This window comes from Sorangium sp. So ce204 (assembly GCF_051526795.1).
GTDB lineage: Bacteria > Myxococcota_A > Polyangia > Polyangiales > Polyangiaceae > Sorangium > Sorangium cellulosum_B.
This window is the reverse complement of sequence record NZ_CP150317.1, coordinates 6315953-6335140: the sequence shown is the minus strand read 5'-3', so window position 1 is coordinate 6335140 and position 19188 is coordinate 6315953. Positions and strand designations below refer to the sequence as shown.

Annotated in this window: 14 protein-coding genes; 3 read left to right on the top strand and 11 right to left on the bottom strand. The window is 72.8% G+C overall.

Annotated elements, in window-relative coordinates:
* Positions 1-50: 50 nt before the first annotated feature.
* Complete coding sequence (locus WMF22_RS23535; protein ID WP_437301324.1) at positions 51-917, bottom strand: alpha/beta fold hydrolase; 867 nt, start codon at positions 915-917, stop codon at positions 51-53.
* 686 nt (positions 918-1603) lie between these two features.
* On the opposite strand from WMF22_RS23535, the gene WMF22_RS23530 reads away from it, so the two are divergent.
* A complete protein-coding gene (locus WMF22_RS23530) occupies positions 1604-2809 on the top strand; it encodes a formin (protein WP_438037101.1) in 1206 nt (401 codons plus the stop codon).
* Between the two features lie 242 nt (positions 2810-3051).
* Here WMF22_RS23530 and WMF22_RS23525 read toward each other — a convergent pair whose 3' ends face one another.
* The 7 genes from WMF22_RS23525 to gatC all read right to left on the bottom strand — a co-directional run bounded on the left by WMF22_RS23525 (position 3052) and on the right by gatC (position 10731).
* Positions 3052-4344, bottom strand: a complete 1293-nt coding sequence (locus WMF22_RS23525; protein WP_438037100.1) for a hemolysin family protein — start codon at positions 4342-4344, stop codon at positions 3052-3054.
* 215 nt (positions 4345-4559) lie between these two features.
* Positions 4560-5678, bottom strand: a complete 1119-nt coding sequence (locus WMF22_RS23520) for a tRNA pseudouridine synthase B (protein WP_438037099.1) — start codon at positions 5676-5678, stop codon at positions 4560-4562.
* 29 nt (positions 5679-5707) lie between these two features.
* Positions 5708-6982: a lysophospholipid acyltransferase family protein gene (locus WMF22_RS23515; protein ID WP_437301320.1), complete on the bottom strand. Its 1275-nt coding sequence runs from the start codon at positions 6980-6982 to the stop codon at positions 5708-5710.
* A 20-nt stretch (positions 6983-7002) separates the two neighbouring features.
* Positions 7003-8175, bottom strand: a complete 1173-nt coding sequence (locus WMF22_RS23510; protein WP_438037098.1) for an NAD-dependent epimerase/dehydratase family protein — start codon at positions 8173-8175, stop codon at positions 7003-7005.
* Between the two features lie 78 nt (positions 8176-8253).
* Positions 8254-8850: a GNAT family N-acetyltransferase gene (locus tag WMF22_RS23505; RefSeq protein WP_438037097.1), complete on the bottom strand. Its 597-nt coding sequence runs from the start codon at positions 8848-8850 to the stop codon at positions 8254-8256.
* Between the two features lie 16 nt (positions 8851-8866).
* On the bottom strand, positions 8867-10414 hold the full coding sequence (gene gatA / locus WMF22_RS23500; protein ID WP_437301317.1) for an Asp-tRNA(Asn)/Glu-tRNA(Gln) amidotransferase subunit GatA: 1548 nt from the start codon (positions 10412-10414) through the stop codon (positions 8867-8869).
* Positions 10415-10419: 5 nt separating this feature from the next.
* Positions 10420-10731 carry an Asp-tRNA(Asn)/Glu-tRNA(Gln) amidotransferase subunit GatC gene (gene gatC / locus WMF22_RS23495; RefSeq protein WP_012236913.1) on the bottom strand — a complete coding sequence of 104 codons (312 nt, stop codon included), beginning with the start codon at positions 10729-10731 and terminating at the stop codon, positions 10420-10422.
* A gap of 160 nt (positions 10732-10891) precedes the next feature.
* Between gatC and WMF22_RS23490 the strand changes: the two genes are divergently transcribed.
* Both WMF22_RS23490 and WMF22_RS23485 read left to right on the top strand, forming a co-directional pair.
* A complete protein-coding gene (locus tag WMF22_RS23490) occupies positions 10892-13693 on the top strand; it encodes a hypothetical protein (RefSeq protein WP_438037096.1) in 2802 nt (933 codons plus the stop codon).
* A gap of 603 nt (positions 13694-14296) precedes the next feature.
* A complete protein-coding gene (locus WMF22_RS23485; RefSeq protein ID WP_438037095.1) occupies positions 14297-16501 on the top strand; it encodes a PEGA domain-containing protein in 2205 nt (734 codons plus the stop codon).
* 518 nt (positions 16502-17019) lie between these two features.
* On the opposite strand, the gene WMF22_RS23480 is transcribed toward WMF22_RS23485, so the two are convergent.
* From WMF22_RS23480 to WMF22_RS23470, 3 genes are all read right to left on the bottom strand, one after another.
* Positions 17020-18009, bottom strand: a complete 990-nt coding sequence (locus tag WMF22_RS23480; RefSeq protein ID WP_438037094.1) for a hypothetical protein — start codon at positions 18007-18009, stop codon at positions 17020-17022.
* Positions 18006-18503, bottom strand: a complete 498-nt coding sequence (locus WMF22_RS23475) for a hypothetical protein (RefSeq protein WP_437301313.1) — start codon at positions 18501-18503, stop codon at positions 18006-18008. The genes WMF22_RS23480 and WMF22_RS23475 overlap by 4 nt, the downstream gene beginning before the upstream one ends.
* Before the next feature lie 61 nt (positions 18504-18564).
* On the bottom strand, positions 18565-19176 hold the full coding sequence (locus WMF22_RS23470; protein ID WP_438037093.1) for a type IV pilin protein: 612 nt from the start codon (positions 19174-19176) through the stop codon (positions 18565-18567).
* Positions 19177-19188 lie beyond the last annotated feature (12 nt).

Genomic DNA, 19188 nt, shown 5'->3' with positions numbered 1-19188 from the left:
AAGCGGCGCCGAAGTCCGGTCATCCCTGACCGGACTTCGGGCGGGCGGCGCTAGAAGCCGTGGTCGGCGAAGAAGCGCTCGATCCGGAGCGACACGAGCTCGGGGAACTCGACCGCGGTGGTGTGGGTCCCGCCGCGGACCACGAGGATCTCCGCCATCGGGATGCGGCGCGCCATCGACTGCGCCAGCGCCCGCGGGGTGAACGCATCGCGATCGCCGGTGATGAGCAGCGTCGGGACGTCGATCTGCTCCAGGACGTGCTCGGCGTCGTGGGCGTCCAGCGCGCGGAGGTTGCTGAAGAGCGCGTCCATGTCGAGCCGGCCGAACGGCTGCACGAGCTCGGCGAACGCCTCGCTGTCGAGCGTCTTGCCGAGCAGCCCCATTCGCTTCAGCCAGAGCACCGCGTCCGGCGGGCCGAGGGGGCTGCGCGTCACCCGGGCCGCCAGCGTGTGAGCGCGCGCCGCGAACGCCACGAACAGCCGCCCGAGCCCCGGCAGCGGCCCCATCGTCTCCAGCGGCCGGCGGTAGGTGCCGTTCAGCAGGACCAGGTTCGCGGCGAACCCCGGGAGCCTGCGGAACGCCTCCAGCGCCACCTGGACGCCCACGCTCCATCCCATCAGCGCGCCGCGCCGGATCCCTTCGACGGCGAGGATCGCCTCCAGGTCGCGGACATGGTTCGCGACCGCGTAGGCGCCCGGAACGTCCGGTGACGGGCGCTTCGACGCGTACATCCCGCGGTAATCCCACGTGATGAACCGGTACTGGTCGGAGAGGTACTCGACCTGCGCCCGCCAGGCGAGGTACGGCCCGCCCAGCCCGTTGACAAGGACCACCGTCTTCGCCCCCTCGAACGGCGGCGGCGTCACGCGGTAGGTGATGTCGGTTCCATCGAAGCTCGTGACCCGCCGGGTCTCCATCCGGAGCGATGGCCGCCGCGGGGGCGGCCCCCGCCGGCCCCCGCTGGAGGCAGGAGGGGGCGGCGCCTGCCGCCCGCCGCTGGAAGGCGAGGGGGGCGCCTCCCGCCCGTCGCCAGAGGAAGCCGCGGGCGGCGCCTGCGGTCTGTTGCCGGTGGATGAAGCTGGCGGCGCCTGCGGTCCGCTGCCGGAACCGGAAGGAGAGCGGAGCCGCGGCGGCCGACCCCCGCCGAACTTGAACGAGACCATGAACCCCCTGCTTCCTACCCGCTCCCTCCGCGGAGGGCCAGCCGCCGGCGGCCGCCCGCAGGATGGGCGGGGGACGCCGGCGCAGACCCGGCGAGGGCGCCGCTGCGGGCCGGCGGGGGCTGCCGTGGGGCCGGGTGGCCCGTGTGGCCTGGCGATCGCCTGTCGAAACACATCCTGCGCCGCGATCGCCATCGCGTTGACATTCCAGGCGGCGCGCCGCTAACGTGCCCGGCGGGTTGTCCGCTCGCCCGGCGCTCCCGTCGTGTTGCTGATCTTGCCCTCCCCGCTCCCATGTCGGTCTGTTGGAGGCCGGCCCGTGTCGTCTTCTGTTGCCGCTCGCGCAGGGGCAGCTCCGGTTCGGGCCGTGGTGGGTCGATTCCCTCGGGCGAGCTGGAGTTTTCAGCGCGAAGTGGTGCAGCGATCCCGTCCTCGAGGAGCCGATGGCTGAAGAAAAGAAGAAGAGCAAAATCGATCTGAAGGCTCGGCTTGGCAAAACGGCGATAGGCGGGGCGCCGGGAGCGGCCGTCCCCCTTCCCATGCCTGGCCCGCAGCCCGGATCGGGGCCGCCTCCCGACATGAACGCGGGCCCGATCGGCGTGCCCTCGCCGCATCCGAGCGCGCGGCCGCCGATGCCCTCCGTGGGGGGCATCGCGCCCCCGCCCGGGATCTCGCCGGGCATCCCGCTGCCTCCGTTCGCGCCGGCGCCGCGTCCTGTGATCCAGACGCCTCCGCCCAAGCCGACGGCCGCCGCGCAGACCATCAAGGTCGAGGTCGGCGAGGAGGTCGAGCAGGAGCGGCGGAAGGCCTCGAAGAAGACGGCGCTCTACGCCGGCCTCGCGGCGATCGTCGGCATCGGCGTGGGCTTCGCCGTCGGCGGCGCGAAGGAGCGCGGCGATCGCGGCAAGCTCGCGGTCGACGGCGCCGCGGCGCTCGCGAAGGACGTGAAGGCCGCGAACGAGAAGATGAAGGAGCTGAACGAGAAGCTCGGCGCCGCCGCCGAGGCGCTCTCGCGCAAGAGCTTCCCCGCGCAGCTCCCGACCGAGCTCGGCGCCATCAACGTCCCGTTCGACGCCACCAACCTCGAGAACAAGCAGATCGGCGGCCTCCCTGGCAGGGTGATGCGCCAGGTGCTCGCCTTCACCACGTCGGTCCAGGATCTGAACAAGACCAAGGACAGCCTCAAGAACCTGCTCAGCGCGGCGCAGGCTCCCGTCGAGAAATCGTGGAAGGAGCAGGATGAGCCGGTGGTGAACTTCTCGGTGGTCTTCCGCCGGGACGGCGACAAGACGCTGGCCGAGCTCGTTCCCAACAAGGCGCCGTTCCCGTTCGGCAAGGACTGGCCGGCGAAGTACACGGTGAGCCGCCTCGAGCGCACGCAGCAGGGCGTGAAGCCTGCCGACAAGGAGGCCACCCGCTGGACGAAGGGTGACATCGCCGGCGGCGACCTGCAGGTCCTCCCGGTCGACCCCCAGACCGTGGCCGCCTTCACGAGCGAGCAGATCGTCTTCAAGCTGCGCGGCGCGATGATCGACATCCGCCAGCTGCTCGAGGGCAAGAAGGACAACCCCGCCGACGAGACGCCCGGCCTCATCAAAGAGGCCGACGATCTCGCGAACGAGCTCCACAAACTCTCCCTCGCCCGCTGAGCGGCACGCGCCCGCTTCGGATACGGGCCCATCTCGACGTTTTCGGTGCTCAGCGCACCGGAGTGCGCTTCCGCGCCGAAAACGCCGATCTGGGCCCGTCTCCTGTGCGGGCGCGCGCCGCTCGGCCGCGGCAGATCTGAAGCACCGCGCGGCGGGCGGGGTGTAGCTGGGTTCGCGATCTGGGGGAGCCGAGGGGAGGGGACGGCGATGGGTCCCCTCCTGCGCGTCGGGTCAGGGGGGCTTCAGGCGGCGCCGCCGGCGCCCATGGCGCGGGGGCGGACGATCTCGACCTTGCCGATGTGACGCTCGTCGCTGTCGCGCACGATGAAGCGCAGGCCGAACTTGCTCACGGCCGTGCCAACCTCGGGCACCTTGCCCACGTGCTGCGTGAGCATCCCGCCGAGAGATTCGTACTTTCCTTCACGGTCGAGCTCGGCGCCCAGGTAGGCCGAGAGATCGCTCATCGATACGGCCGCGTCAGCGACCAGGCGGCCGTCGCCCAGATCCTGGATGGCAGCACCGTCGTCCGTCTCGTCGTGCTCGTCCCGGATGTCTCCGACGATCTCCTCGAGCACGTCCTCCAGGGTGACAATCCCCGACATCCCACCAAACTCGTCGACCACGATGGCGAGGTGCTGTCTCCGGCTCTTCATCTCCCGGAGCAGCGAAGAGAGGGGCTGCGACTCGGCGACGAAATTGGCCGGGCTCCGCGTGATCTCCCGGAGCGTCGTGTTCTTGAGCCGGCGCTCCTCGAGGACCTTGAACAGATCCTTCGCGTAGAGGAGACCAGCGATGTTGTCGGTCTGATCCTTGTAGACCGGATACCGCGAGTGCCCGCTCTCGGTGACGATCTCCAGCACCTTCTCCAGCGGAGTGGAGATCTCGATGGCCTCGACCTTGGATCGCGGCACCATCACGTCCCGCGCCGTGAGATCGGCGAACTCGAGCACATTCCGGATCATCTCCGCCGGCTCTCGCCCGAAGAGACCAGAACGCTCGACCTCATCGACGAGGATCTCGACCTCCGCCTCGGCAACCCTCGGATCCGACGGCTGCTCACCATCCCGCGGCCCCAGCTTGGAGCCGATCCAGCCGAGCGGTACGGCGAGCGGCAGCATCGCGATCTCGAGAGGGCGCAAGAAGCGGACCGCCATCGATGCGGCCCGATCGGCGTGCTTGCGGCCCAGCGTGGAGCTGACCTCGTAAAGGGCTCCGCTGAGGACGATGGTGGTCGCCAGCCCGAGATAGAGCGCAGCGCCAGGGACAATCCGCCGGAAGAAGAGGTCGAAGCAGGCGGCCGTCAGGCTGGTCGATACGACCCAGCCGAGCAGGTAGCGGGAACGGAGCTTGGCGTCTTCCTGACGAATCCGCTCGTAGGCGGCCTTCGTGGGGCCCGTCGCCTGCTCTATCAGCGCGCCGAGCCTCGTCGCGCTCAACGTCGTCAGTGCGGTGTCGGCGCCGACGAACAGCGAGCCAAGTACAGCGGAGAGAACTGCAGCGCCGAGCGCTGGCAATGGAACGAAATCGGGACTCAAACAGAGGCTCCTAACGGACGAATCGTAACGGAACAGGCGAGGGGAGCGCAACCGGACCGGGACGCGAAATCTCAGGAGATGACGGAACCACGCGTTCTTGCCGCTCTCGCCCGAAGGCGGACTCCCCAGCTCGACCGATCCTGCCGAGCGCTGCCAGTGACATGCGCCGTAGATCTGCCGAAGTCCAGGGAATTGCCGTGTGCTGTGGGTTTCTCTTATCTAGCAGCATTCCCACGCATGTCGGGCGCTTCAGAAAAACCGCGCAGGACGGAAAACCGAGTCGGCGATGGCGCCGGATCGCCCTCACCGGCGTCCACCTCGGCGACCTCCGAGGCGCCGAGCGCCACCAGGGCCCCGTCCGGATCGAGCCATACAGCGGCGCCAGGGTGCGCGGGAGCCATGGAGAAGTCGGATTCGGTGAGCGCTTGTCCCATGCGCGCGCGCCGGGCGCCGTGCTCGGTCAGGCGGGCGACCGGGAGGCTCGCGGCGGCTGCGTCGGCGAGCGGGCGCAGTGAAGCGCGCAGCACCTCGGCGCCGGCGTCGAGGGACACGGCCTGCTCCACGGTGAAGCTGCCGCTCGCCGTGCGGCGGAGCGCGGACAGGTGCGCGGGGACGTCGAGGTGCGCGCCCAGGTCGCGCGCCAGCGAGCGCACGTAATACCCCTTGCTCACCCCGAGCTCGAGATCGAGGGTGGCCGGCGCAGCGCCCGCGGCAGGTGCACCAGGCACGCCGCGCGAGGCGCCGGTCACCTCGAGCGACCGGACCTCGACGGCCCGCGCCGACAGCTCCACCGCCTGGCCGGCGCGCGCCAGGGCGTAGCTGCGCTGCCCGGCGACCTTGATGGCCGAGTAGGCCGGCGGCGCCTGCTCCCGCCGCGCTCGCTCCGCGTCGATCGCGGCGGCGATGCGCGGCGCCGCGCGCGCGAGCGCCTCGCCGCCGGGAGTCCCGCCGGCCCCGGCGAGGGCGCCGAGCTCCGCGTCGAGCCACGGCGGCAGGGGCTGCGTCGCGGTGATCTCCCCGTCCGCGTCGAGGGTGTCCGTCCCCACGCCGAGGACGACGCGCGCCGTGTAGCGCTTGTCCTGCGCGGTCAGGTACGAGGCGAGCTTGGTGGCCTCGCCGACGAGCACCACGAGGACGCCGGACGCCATCGGGTCGAGCGTCCCCGCGTGCCCGATGCGCTTCACGCCGAGGGCGCGGCGCAGGCGGGCCACGACGTCGTGGCTCGTCGGCCCGCGCGGCTTGTCGATCACCAGCACGCCCTCCGGCCGCGCGCCCCGGCTCGCCGCTCGCTCGGGCCCGGCGGGCGGATCCCCTTCGTTCGTATTTTCAGGCATGGAGTGCGGATTCGCCTCGGCAGATCGCTTCATCCGAACCAGATCGACTTCCGGGTGGCCAGGGTCTCGTCGATGAGCCCCTGGATCGTCGCGCGCACGCGCTCCGCGAGGCGCCGCACCAGGATCTGATCGTCCGCCGCCTCCGGGCCGTACGCGTCGAACCGCACCGGATCGCCCAGGCGGATCTTCCACTTGGTGGGCGCCGGAACGAGGCCCAGCGGCCCGAGCGCGGGGAACGTCGGCGTGATCGGCAGGTACGGGATGCCGAGCGCGCGCGTGAGGTGCTCGATCCGGTAGAACAGCGGGTTCGTCTCCTCGGCCCCCACGATGGCGCACGGGACGAGCGGCGTGCGCGTGCGCAGGCAGAGCCGGATGAAGCCGCCGCGACCGAACCGCTGGAGCTGGTACCGGTCCTTGTAGAGCTTCCCGCTGCCCTTGACGCCCTCCGGGAAGACCGCGATGAGCCGCTCGCCCGCGAGCAGCCGCTCGGCGTTCTCCTGGCAGGCCCGCACGGCCCCGAGCCGGTTCATGATCGTGCCGGCGAACGGCAGGTAGTACACGAAATCGTCGGCCAGCCAGCGGAGCTCCCGCCGCGCCGGGTGCTCCCGCCGCACCGCGGCCCGCAGCATGAGCCCGTCGTAGGGGATGGGCCCGCCCGAATGGTTGGACACCACGAGGCACCGCCCCTCGGCGGGGATACGCTCGATGCCCTCGATATCTATCCTGAAATAGTGCCTGTGCAGGAAGTCGAAGAGCGACCTGTACCGGGCCTCGTACTTGGGATCGAAGCCGAACTCGTCGACCTCCTCCGAGCGGCGGCGCAGGCCGGCGCGGCCCCACTGCCGCAGGTAGAAGTCGGTCGACAGGACGTCGCGCGCCGTCCCGGGCTCGGACAGCGGCGGCTCGCTGGCGAAGCCGGCCGACGCGGCGGGCGCTCCGCCCAGGCGCGGGCTCCGCTCGGTCTCGGGCATGCCTCCCACCGCGCCGCTCGCGTCGGGCGACGGCCCCCCGGCGAGCATCCGCTTGAGCCGCGCCTCGAGCTCCCTGATCTGGCGCTGGAGCTCCTCGGCCGTCACCGGCACGACCGGGGCGTGCACCTCGGACGACTGCGTCTTCCGCCCGTCCGATGGCTCCGTCGGGCCGATCGGCGCCAGGTACCGGGTCTCCTCGTCCTCGACGTCGACGCTCGGCACGACGTGCCCGGGCCCCGTCCGATCGGGGCGCCCGCGCGTCGACGGCGGCGATCCATTCCCTCCATTCCCTGCCCCTGCTTCCTCGAGCTCTCGATCGTGCTCCGTGCCCATCGCTCACCCCCCGAACCGCGTCACGCGGGCGTCTCTTGCAGCAGGCGCACGTCCCGCAGCCGCTGCGCGCTCGTGTAATCGAGCAACGCCTCGCGCGTCGTGTAGACCGGCCGGAACCCCATCACCTGCGCCGCCTTCTCGCCGTCCGCCACGCAGAGATAGCGCAGGTACCGCAGGAAGCTGGGCGGGGCGATCGCCGCGTGCGCGGCCCAGAGCGCAGACGCGAGCGGCCCGGCGGCGCTGTGCAGCACCGGGACCGCCGTCCGGCCCGCGAGGCGCACGATCGTGGAGAGCGGCAGCACGCCGTCGCCCACGATGTTGAAGGTCCCGGGGAAATCGCTGTCGATGGCGAGCTTGAAGGCGGCGATCGCGTCGACCTCGTGGATGAACTGCCACAGCGGATCGAAGCCGAGCATCGTCATGACCAGGCGCCGCGCCAGGAACCGGGTGACGTAGTTCTGGACGGTCGGGCCGAGGATCGGCGCGGTCCGCAGGATGGTGACGGTCGTGCCCTTGGCCTTCGCGCCGAAGGCGTTGAGCTCCCGCTCGGCGGCCATCTTGTCCGCGAAGAAGCGCTCGTCCGGGTCCGCCCGGAGCGGGTGCTTCTCCGTGAGGAAATTGGGGTTGGTCGGGTGCGCGCCGTAGAGGATCGTCTGGCTCCAGAGGATCAGCTTGCGCAGGCTCGCCTGGCGCGCCCCGTGGAGCAGGTGCATCGTGCCGACCGACTCGAGCTCGTGGGCCCAGGCGGTCGCCGGGGTGGGCGACGACAGGAAGCAGAGGTGGACGAGCGTGTCCACCTGCTCGGCCGCGAGCACCTCGGCGACGCGCTCCTCGGAGGCGGGCTCCGTCAGGTCGACCGTGTGCATGCGCAGCTTGGAGCCGCCCGTGTCCGGCCGCTTGATGTCGATGGCCACCACGCGCGCGATGCGCGGGTCCTCCTCGAGGATCCCGATCAGGTTGCGCCCGAGGAAGGACGCGGCGCCGGTGAGCGCGATGACCCGGCCCCTCGAGCTGGACGACGCGCGCCGGCTGGTCGGCGAGGCCTCCGCCGCTGCGGACGCCGGGGGCTCGCTCGCGCCGGCCGTGGCCGCGCCCGCGGCGGAGGCAGGCGCGGCGTGATCTGCGCCGGCGGCGGAGCTCCGCTCGGCGAGGTCGTGGGCCGCGGCTTCAGGGTGCTCGGAGGTGGGAGCCATGCGCCGGGCGCGACACTACCTGGTCGGCCGGCGCGCGCAAGCGGAGCGCGACCCCGGCCCGGCCTCGCCGCGGCGCTGTCACAACACCCGGCGCAGGACCGGGTACGGCTCGAACGCGTGCACCTCGGCGAATCCGTTCCTCGTGAACGCGGAGACCGGGCCGGTCCACAGCTCCTCGTCGCTCACCGGCTCCTTCGGGCGGCGCGGCAGGGCCTCGAGGACGCGCGCGCCCCAGGAGGGCGCGAGCTCCACCGCGCCCGCGACGAGCGCTGTCGCGACGCCTCGCCGCCGGTGGCCCGGGTGCACGACGGCGCAGCCGATCAGGAAGACGCCGGCGCGATCGCCCGCGAAGCAAGGCAGCCCGCGGTACAGGCGTCGCTCGTACGCCTTCGCCACGGCCGCCGCGGGCGCGACCTTGAGCCACCCGACGACGTCGGGCGCCTCCGGCGCGAGCGCCACGACGCCCCGCGCCTCGTCGCTGCCCGAGGCGAGCGCCTCGGCGAACTCCCGGCGGTTCTCGCCCTGGCCGTCCGAGCACCGCGCGAGCCACTCGTTGTTGGTGCCGCCGAAGTGGTAGTACCGGCAGTAGCAGGGCGTGCCGGCGGCCTCGAAGAGCGCCTCGAGCCCCGGGAGGTGCTCGGGGCCGGCCGCCGCCACGGTGATCGCGGAGCTCATCGGCGCGCTCCGCTCGTCATGCGATCGACGCGCGCAGCCCGCGCACCGGGGAGATCTGCTCCCACGCGTAGGCCGCCTGGCAGAGCCGCGCCTCCTCCAGCGCAGGGCCGATGAGCTGCAGGCCGACAGGCAGCGGAGGCCCGCCGTCCGGCGCCTGCGCTGTCGCGCACGGGACGCTGATCGCGGGCAGCCCGGCCATGCTGGCGGGCAGCGTGTAGACGTCGGCCAGGTACATCGACAGCGGATCGTCCACCCGCTCCCCCAGCCGGAACGCGACCGTCGGCGAGACAGGCGCCGCGATGAGGTCCACCTCGCGGAAGGCCTCGTCGAAGTCGCGCCGGATCAGCGTCCTGACCTTCTGCGCGCGCAGGTAATACGCGTCGTAGTAGCCCGCGGACAGCACGTACGTGCCGAGCAGGATCCGGCGCTTCACCTCCCGGCCGAACCCCTCGCCGCGCGTCCGGCCGTAGAGGCCCTGGAGGTCCGCCTTCCCGCCGCGGTCGCCCTCCACGCGCAGCCCGAAGCGCACCCCATCGAAGCGCGCCAGGTTGGACGACGCCTCGGCCGTCGCGACGATGTAGTAGGCCGCCACGGCGTACCGCGTGTGCGGCAGGCGCACGGGCTTGATCTCGCAGCCGAGCCCGCGCAGGCCCTCGATGGCCTCCCGCACCTTCGCCTCGACCCGCGCGTCGATGCCCTTCGCGAAGTACTCCTCGGGCACCCCGATGCGCAGCCCCGCGACGTCGCGGCCGCACGCGGCCTCGCAGGCGCCCACCGGGGCGTCGAGGCTCGTCGCGTCGCGCGGATCGCGGCCCGAGATCACCTCGAGCAGGCGCGCCGCGCCCTTCACGTCCTGCGCGAACGGCCCGATCTGATCGAGGCTCGAGGCGAACGCGATGAGGCCGTAGCGAGAGACGCGGCCGTACGTCGGCTTGATGCCGACGACGCCGGTGAGGCTCGCCGGCTGGCGGATGGAGCCGCCCGTGTCCGACCCGAGCGAGCCGGGCGTCATCCCCGCCGCCACCGCGACCGCGCTTCCGCCGGACGAGCCGCCGGGGATGCGCGACGGGTCCCACGGGTTCTTCACCGGGCCGAAGGCGCTGTTCTCGTTCGACGAGCCCATCGCGAACTCGTCCATGTTGCACTTGCCCGGCAGGATCGCGCCGGCCTCGCGCAGGCGGGCGACGACCGTCGCGTCGAACTGCGGGCGGAAGCCGCGCGCCGGGTCGAGCGCCTTCGATGCGCCGTCCCCGCCCGCCGCCGCCCGCGTGAGGATCTTCGAGCCGGCGGTCGTCGGGGCGCCCTCGGTGCAGAGCGCGTCCTTGAGGCCGATCGGCACGCCGGCGAGCGGGCCGAGCGCCTCGCCCCGCGCGCGCCGCGCGTCGAGCGCGCGCGCCGCCGCGACGGCCTGCTCCCCCTGCACGGTGAGGAAGGCGCCCAGCGCGCCGTCGCGCTGCTCGATGCGCGAGAGCGCGGCCCTGGCCACCTCCTCGGCGCTCACCTCGCCGCGCTGCACGAGCGCCGCGAGCTCCGGGATGGATCGATCGAGGATCGCTGTGTCCATCGGCGTCACCCCTCGTCCACGAACGCCGGAACGGCGAACCCGTCGTCCTCGACCCGCGGCGCCTCCCGCAGGGCCACCTCGCGCGGCAGGCTCGGCGCCTCCTCGTCGGCGCGGAGCGGCAGCCGCTCGATCTGCACGTGCGCCGTCGGCGGCACCGCCGAGACGTCGAGCTCCTCGAGCTGCCGGACGTAGCTGAGGATGTTGCCGAGATCACCGGTGAGGCGCTCGATTTCCTCGGCGGAGAGGTCGAGGTGGGCGAGGCGCGCTATCGTCAGCGCCTCGTCGCGGCGGAGAGGGGGCGAGTCAGCGTTCGACATGGGCGCGCCCGATGTAGCACCGCCGGTTCCGCGGACGCCAGCGCCGCGCGCCCCCGAGCCTGGCCGCGGTACAAAAACGGTGATAACGGCTGCCGCGCGCGCGTCCGGTCGTCCTCGATCGCCCGGGCAGGAGCCCCGCCCCTCCGCGCGTTGTCCGCGAATGCAGTCCCCGAAAACGCCCTCCCTGCGCCGCGAGCGCATCGGCCTCCTCGTCCTCTGCGCGTCCGCGGCCGTGGCGATGTCGCCCGCCGTCGGCGGAGGCGCCCGCGACCGCTCGACCGCGCTCGCCACGGAGCTCGCGGAGCGGGGCGTCGCCGCGGCGGCCGGCGACGTGGTGTGGGTGGATCCGCCGCGCGGGGGCCTCCGCCCGTTCGGCGTCGCCGCGCGTGCGGTCGCGCGCGGCGTGCGCGCCGGCGGCGAGCGCGGGGAGCCCACCGACCTGTACCTCGTCGACGCGCGGCTCTCGCCGGAGGGCGTCCTGCTCGACGTCTCGGCGATCCACAACCTCACCGAGACGAGCGGCGCGGACGAGTCGAAGCCCGTGCTCCGCGGCGAGGCCCTCGCCTACGTCTCGCGCCCGCTGATCGAGGCCGCGTCGCCCACGGTGCACGTGCTCGATCTGGACGGGCAAGCGCTCTCCGGCGGCGCGGAGTGGTCGCTCGTCGAGCGACTCCAGCACGCCGTCACCAGCTGGCAGGCGACAGGCCGGCTGCGCGGGATCGGCCGGCGGACCTTCGCGATCGACCTCGCCCGGAGCGAGGAGAGCGGCGCCGAGGATCCGCATGCCGAGGACCCGGGCGCCGAGGAGCCGCGGAGCCGCCGCGGCCCGGACGCGAGCGACGTCGCCGTCGCGCTGGAGGACGACAGCGCCGTCGTCGTCCGCGCGGGCGGCCGCGAGGCCCGTTTGCCGGTGCGCGGCGTGGACGACGCGGCGCTGCCCGCGTGGATCCGCGCCGAGGCGTCCGAGGTCGCGCGGCCGGGGAACCTCGTCACCTGGGCGGTCGACCGCGTGCGCCTCGTGATCGGCGACGCCGCGATGCAGACGGTCAAGGCCGTGGCGTTCACGGCGCTCGATTTCGTCCTCCGCAACAAGGAGGCGGTGACGGGCGACACAGGCGCGGAGGACATCGCCTCGGACCTCGGCCAGAGCGAGCTGGATCGGCCCGTCCGCCAGATCCCGATCGATCCCGAGATCGGCTGGCCGCCGGCGCGGCTCGATCCCTGGGTGACGCCGCCGCTGCCGGGCGAGGGGCAGTGGAACCCGCAGGGCGGCGACGCCTTCGTGCGCCAGCTCGACGGGCTCCCGCCGGCGTTCATGACCACGTTCCTCCGGACGGACCGCTCGCGCAAGGCGACGCGCGTCTACATCGCGCTCTGGGACCCGCGCCAGGTGGAGCTCCACATGATGGCGGGCACGGTGGAGCCCAAGGGCGCGACGGGCGAGGCCGGGCCGGGGCTCATCCCGCGCACGCCCGAGGTCATGAAGCGCGTCGTCGCCGCGTCGAACGCCGGCTTCCAGGCGATGCACGGCGAGTTCGGCATGATGGCCGACGGGGTGATGTACCTGCCGCCGAAGCCCTACGCCGCGACGGTGGCCGTCCGGCGCGACGGCAGCACCGTCTTCGGGAGCTGGTCGGAGGACGAGACCGTCCCCGAGTGGATGCTGTCGTTCCGCCAGAACATGACGGTCATGGTCGAGGACGAGAAATGGAATCCCTTCGGCCGGACGTGGTGGGGAGGCACGCCGCCCGGGTGGGCCGACAAGACGCACACGGTCAGGACCGGCATCTGCCTGACCCGGGAGCGCTTCGTCGCCTATTTCTATGGCGCCGACGTGAGCCCCGAGGCCCTGGCCCAGGCGATGATCCAGGCCCGATGTTCCTACGGGATCGCGCTCGACATGAACGCGGGCCACAGCGGGCTCGAGTTCTATCGTGTGGCGCCGAGCGGCGAGCTGCCGCCGCTCGGGCGCCCGCTCCAGGGGGAATGGGAGACCGAGGGCGACGTCTCGGGGCTCTCGGGCTACCGGTTCCGCGGCCGCCGGCTCATCCGCGGCATGGGCCTGATGAACTTCCCCCGCTATATCCGGCGGGAAGCGCGCGATTTCTTCTACATGACGCTGCGGCACCTGTTGCCGGGGCCGCCCTTGGCGCCCCGCGCGGCGCCGGCCGTGGCGGGGGAGGGCGCCTGGCGCACCCAGGGGCTCCCGCAGCACGGCTTCCCCTATGCGCTCGCGATCACCGAGATCCGCCCCGATCCCGCGCGGCCCGACGTCCGGCTGCGGGTGCTCAAGGTGGACCCGCGGACCGTCGCGGCCGCGCCGCTGGGCGAGCCCGGGGCGTCCCCGCCGGCCGGGGCGGGAGCGACCGTGGTGGTCTTCAGCGACGGCGCCGCGGCGCCCGGGGCGGGGCAGGGCGAGGGGTCGAGCATCTGGCACTCGGCCGGGTCCTTCTCCGCCTCGCCGGCCCCTCCGGTGCGCGGCGCGGTCCGGATCGCGACGGGGGCGCTCGGCAGCGCGAGGGCCGTGGCCGCGCTGGGCGTGAACGACGAGGATGGGATGCTGATCTACGTCGAGCGGGTCGGGGCCGGGCCGTCCAGCGCACCGGACGCCGCGCTGGCGCCGGACGCATCGGCGCCGCCCACGGCGCCCGTCGACCCGCACCCGCGCGACGCCAGGCTGCTCCAGGATTTCCTGGCGGGGCTCGGCTGTTCCTCGCGGATCTACCTGCCTCGGCCGCTCTCGGTGGCCCTCGGCGGCGATACCGATCTCGCCGGCGCCGCCGTCCATCCGCCGTCAGGCCCGCGCGCCGTCCGGCTCACGCGCGCCGAGGCGCCTGGCGCCGGCCGGATGTTCGAATCCACACCGATCGTTCCGCACAGCGTCTGGTACCCGCTGCAGCAGAAGCGCGTTCGGTACTTCAAAAAGCCGAAGAAAGAGGAAACGGCGGGCGGCGATCACTGAGCGTGACGGCGCCCCCGGCCCTTCTCTGACGTGCAGTAGGCGCTTGTGCGCTGGCGGCCCGACGGACTAATACACGTCGGCCGGTGCAGCGATTGCGATCCTTCGGAGCTTGCGACATCTCGGCGCGGATCTGCGTGGGCTCGCCGGGCGGGGGCGCGCGCGCGATGTGCGGGTGGTGGATCGCGCGCAGCGTCGCGTCGCGGAGCGCAGCGGACGGCGCGCGCGCAGCGGACGTCGCGCGCGCAGCGGACGTCGCGCGCGCAGCGGACGTCGCGCGCGTCGCGCGCCGCATCGCCGGCGGTGGAGCGCTGGATCCGCGCGAGATCGCGGCGCGCGCGGCGCCTCGCTGCCGCCGAGATCCTCCCGATGGCGCTCGCGAAGTCACCGGACCAGCGGTACGCTGCAGCGGATCAGCGGATTTTAGCGCGCTCCGAGCTCGCCCGCGACGAGCGCTTGTGCATCGAGCTCACGCTCGTCGCGCGGAGCATGCGCGAGCGTTTCCGTTCCCGTTTTCGTTCCCGTTTTCGTTCCCGTTTTCGTTTCCGTTTCCGTTTCAGGGACGCCGCGGCGAACGGCGCCGCATATCCTGAGGAGTTCTCGAACATGGCGGACAACAAGGGCGGCAGCGATCTGGACGTATTCGAGGGGCTCGCGAAGAAGAAGTCGCCCGCCACGAGCACCGCCCTCGTACCTCCCTCGCCGCCTGCGCGTTCGCGCACCCTCGTCGGCGCGGCGGTGCCGCCGCCGCCGAACCATGCGGCGACGCTCCCCAGCGGCGTGCCGTCTCCGCTTCCGCCGCCCGTGGCACCGAAGGGGGCCGGCCCGTCGTCGTTCCCGCCGCCCGTGCCGTCGAAGGGGGCCGGCCCGTCGTCGCTCCCGCCGCCCGTGCCGTCGAAGGGGACGAGCACGGTGTCGCTCCCGCCGCCCGTGCCGCCGAAGGGGGCCGGTCCGGTGTCGCTCCCGCCGCCGTCGCTCCCGCCGCCGTCGCTTCCGCCGCCGTCGCTCCCGCCGCCGGCGGTGACGCAGAAGGGGACCGGTCCGGCGTCGCTCCCGCCGCCCCTGTCGGCGAAGGGGACGAGCCCGGGGTCGCTTCCGCCGCCGATGCCTCCTTCGGTCAAGACGGGCTCCCTGCCGTCCGTGGTGCCGCCTCGGTCGCGCCAGCCGTCCCTGCCCGCGATCAGCGCCCCGGCCCTGCCGTCGAAGAGCCCGCTGCCGCCGGCGCCGGTCAGCGGGGCCTCGGGCTCGCTGCCTCCGGTGGTCCCTCCGCCGGTGCGCCTGCCGTCGGTGAAGCCGCCGCAGAAGGCGGGTGACGACGCGAAGCCTCGCTCGGTCAAGGGCACCGCGGTCGACATGAACTGGGACGACGACGAGGAGTCGACCCACGTCTACGACAAGCAGGGGAACGACTACAATCCTGGGCGCTCGAGCGCGCTGCCGGCGGCGGGCTCGCCGGCGATCCCGAAGGCGGCCGCGGCGCTCGTCGCGAGCTCCGGCGGCGCGGCGTCGGCCTCGCGGGTGCGCACCCCCGTCCCGGCGCCGCCGCCGATCCCGAGCGCCCCGCCCGCGCCGGCGATGCCGCCGGACCTCGGGCTCCGCGCGCTGTCGCGCAAGGACGAGCCGACGGAGATCCGCCCGCGCCACGTGGTGCAGCAGGGCGCCGGCAAGGCGGGCGTGCTCCTCGGCGGGCTCGCGCTGGTCGCCGTGCTCATCCTGGCGGTTGTCATGCTGGTGCCGAAGAAGGGCGCGCTCACGATCGACCTGAAGACCCCGGGCGGCGGCGCCGTCGACCGGGCCGAGATCTTCCTCGACGGCCAGAAGCGCTGCGACACCGTGCCTTGCGTCGTGCGCGATCTCGAGCCCGGCTCCAAGGTGGTCAAGATCCTCGCCCCCGACTTCCCGCCGCGCGACGCCGTCGAGATCGTCGAGGGCGGCAAGGAGAAGGTCGTCGTGATCACGCTCGACGCGGCCGGCGCCGAGCGGTCTTCCACCGGCGCGTCGACCACGACCGGCGTGAAGGCATCGGGCGCGCCCGGCGTGAAGGTCTTCATCGACGGCGAGGAGAAGGGCGTGCTCCCCGTCGAGGTCAGCGTGCCGCCGGGGGAGCACAAGATCCGCTTCGACGGCGGCGAGCGCTTCGAGCCCCTGGAGCAGACGGTGGAGGTCGGCCAGGGCCAGATGAAGGACCTCGGCGCGGTCGCGCTCAAGGTGCTGAAGGGGCAGGTGACGCTGGAGCTCGCCACGTCGGGCGCCTCGGTCAAGCTGGTGAGCGCCAAGGGCACGGAGAAGAAGCTGCCCGATTCGGCCTGGAAGAAGCCGCCGGTCAAGGTGGATGTCACCGTGTCCGAGCGCTGGAAGATCGTGGCGACGAAGAGGGGGCACCAGGACTTCTCTCAGCCGATCTCGTTCGAGGACGGGCAGGCCGAGAAGACGATCCGGATCGCGCTCGACGAGGCGCGCAGGTCCGAGCCGGCCGCCGCCGCGCCCGCGCCCGCGCCCGCGCCCGCGCCTGCTCCGGAGCCGGCAGCGCCGAGGTCGGAGCCCGTGGCCGCCGCGCCGAAGGCGGAGGCGCCGGCGGACGCGCCGGAGCCCGCGGCAGCTGCCGGCGGTGCGACGCTGAACATCAACTCGATCCCGGTCTCGAAGGTGGTCCTCGACGGGCGGCCGCTGGGGAGCACGCCCAAGGTGGGCGTCAGCGTCTCCGCGGGGTCGCACACGGTGATGTTCATCCATCCGGATCTCGGGAAGAAGTCGGTCACCGTCACGGTGAAGGCAGGCGAGACCAAGACCGCGGCCGTCAAGTTCGAATGAACACCTAGCCGCAAGGGACGCCTGGAGAGCCGCCAGGGACACCTGAGGACCCGCCAGGGACACCAGAAAAGCCGCCTGGAACGCCAAGGCCAGCTGCTCGGGACGCCTGGAGAGCCGCCAGGGACACCAGAAAAGCCGCCTGGAACGCCAAGGTCAGCTGCTCGGGACGCCGGGAGAGCCGCCAGGGACACCAGAAGAGCCGCCTGGAACGCCAAGGTCAGCTGCTCGGGACGCCGGGAGAGCCGCCAGGGACACCACGAGAGCCGCCAGGGACACCACGAGAGCCGCCAGGGACACCAGAAAAGCTGCCTGGAACGCCAAGGTCAGCTGCTCGGGACGCCGGGAGAGCCGCCAGGGACGTCACGAGAGCCGCCAGGGACACCCGGACGAGCTGCCAGCGAGCCCGGGCGCTGCCGGGCGCTGGACTTGCTGGCGCTGGCGGTTCACTCGGCCCGCTCCGGGGACGTCTGGGCGTGGCGCCGGCGTCCGGCGCGCGCCGCTTCAGCGCCCGAGGCAGCTCACCGCTCGCCGTCGACCCGCTCCGCCCAGGCCCGCCAGGTGGTCGCGCAGCGCGGCTCGTCCGCGTGCGCGCCGCCGGCGCAGTACGCCGGGTCGCGCGGGGGGCCCAGCACGAGGATCGCGGTGTTGCTGACGAACGGCAGATCGCGCCGCCAGAGCTCGCGGAACCCGTCGAGGCGCCGGCGGTACTTCTCTGCGTCGCGCGCGTCGAGGAGCTTGTCGAGCTGCGCGCGGATCTTCTGCTTGAGCTCCTCGTCGTCGGTGACGGCGAGCGTGCGCTGGAGGAACCGGATCTGCGCCTCCCGCTCGCCGGCGCGCCCCAGGATCCCCGCGCCGCCGAGCGCCTGCCAGGTGATGCTCGCGTCGCCGCCGCCGAGCTCCGCGGCGCGCGCGAGCATCCGGGCCCCCTCGAGGCGCCACTGTGCCTTCTCCTTCGGATCGGTCAGGTACGAGGCCGGCGCGATGAAGGAGACGAACTGGCCGAGCGCGAGCCAGAGCTCGCCGTCGAGAGGGCGGTTCTGGACCCCACGCTCCATGATCTGCCGCGCTTTGATGACCTCGTGGCGCGATGTCTCGCTCGTCTGGAACGTGATGAGCGCGTCCGCGAACAGGTACGGCTCGCGGAAGGTTGGATCGAGCGCGTTGATGGCGTCGAGCAGCAGGGTGAGGTTCTCGAACCGGCGCCGCTCCATGGTGTGCATGCCCTGCGAGACGAGCACGTGCGACCAGAGCAGATCGGCCAGCGCGGCGCGGTAGCCGAGCGACAGGGTGACCACCTCGTCCGGCGGCGGCAGGACGTACACGTCGGATGTCTCCGCGACCCGTTGCTCCAGGTCCGTGGCGGGCGCGCGCACGCTCCCGATGGCGACGGCGGCGGCGGCCGAGAGCGCGACCGTGACGAGCGCGTCGCGTGCGCCTGCGAGGTGGGCGAAGAGCGAGCGGGCAGCCGGAGGGTTCTCGGTGCCGGGCGCCGGACGGGCCCCCATCATTCCACCTCGCGGTCCACGAACATGCCCGGCAGCACGCGGGCCGGCTCCCCGGGGATCCGCACGCCGCGCACCTCGAACGTGGACAGCACGCCGTCGCCGTCGAGGTCGCCGTGCGCGGTCGCGGTGAAGCGCATGGCCTTCGACGCGTCGAGCTCGCTCGTAAACTGGAAGGAGAACGCGTGGGGCCCCTCGAAGCGGAAGTCGAGCGACCGCCACGTGAGGTGCTCCCACGACTCCGGCGGATCGACCGCGCGCACGCCGCGCGGCACCTGGGCCGGGGTCAGCGGGGCGGACGGGGGGAAGCTGATCTCCTGCGGCCGCGACTCGGCGTAGGCCACCGCGCTCGTCACCAGCCGGTCGAGCCCCTCGATGGGCTCGCTGAGCTTGGAAGCGCTGAGATTTCGGAAGAACGCGGGGACGGCGACGGCGAGGACGCTGCCGCCGACCGCGAAGGCCGCGCTGAGCTCCAGCGCGCTCCAGGAGCGCCAGGTCATGGCCCTTCTCTACCTCACCTCCGCGTGGTCGAACAAGCGCCGCCGAGGCGCGTGGCCCGCGTCACTCCGGGTCGTTGTTCACGTAGATCGCGGAGTTCGTCGCGATGTGGCCGTCGCGCACCGCGCCCGTCCGGACGATCGTGCACCGCTGCGCGTCGCCGTCCAGGTCCCCGATCGCGCCTGCCTCGAACCCATCGGGCCCAGGGAGGGGGGCGCCGGGCAGTCCTTGGCTGATATAGTCGTCGCCGACCTGGTACGAGTACTGAAAGTAGATGGGATGGTTGATCGAGAAGCCGAGGCACTGCCAGCCGGCAAGCGTTGAACCCGAGTTGAAGTCGGCGCCGAGCGCATTGCTCGGCTGGTACTTTCTCCCCCGCACGGAGGCGAAGAGGGACGGGACCGGCGTCGCCGAGGTGCAGAGGAGGTGAGTGTTCGCCGAGGTGACGCCCGTGGCCGGCAGGATCTGCGCGATGTCGCGCTCTCGCTCGTACTGGGTGATCGCGGTGCGGGTGATAACGCCGACGATCTGCTTGGCTTCCGCGATCTTCGCCGTGGCGAGATAGCTGCGCACGCCGACGATCGCGAGGGCGGCGAGCACGCCGACGATCGCGATCACGATCATGAGCTCGATGAGGGTGAAGCCTCGTCCACGGATCGCCATCGTGCTCGACATAACACGCCTTCT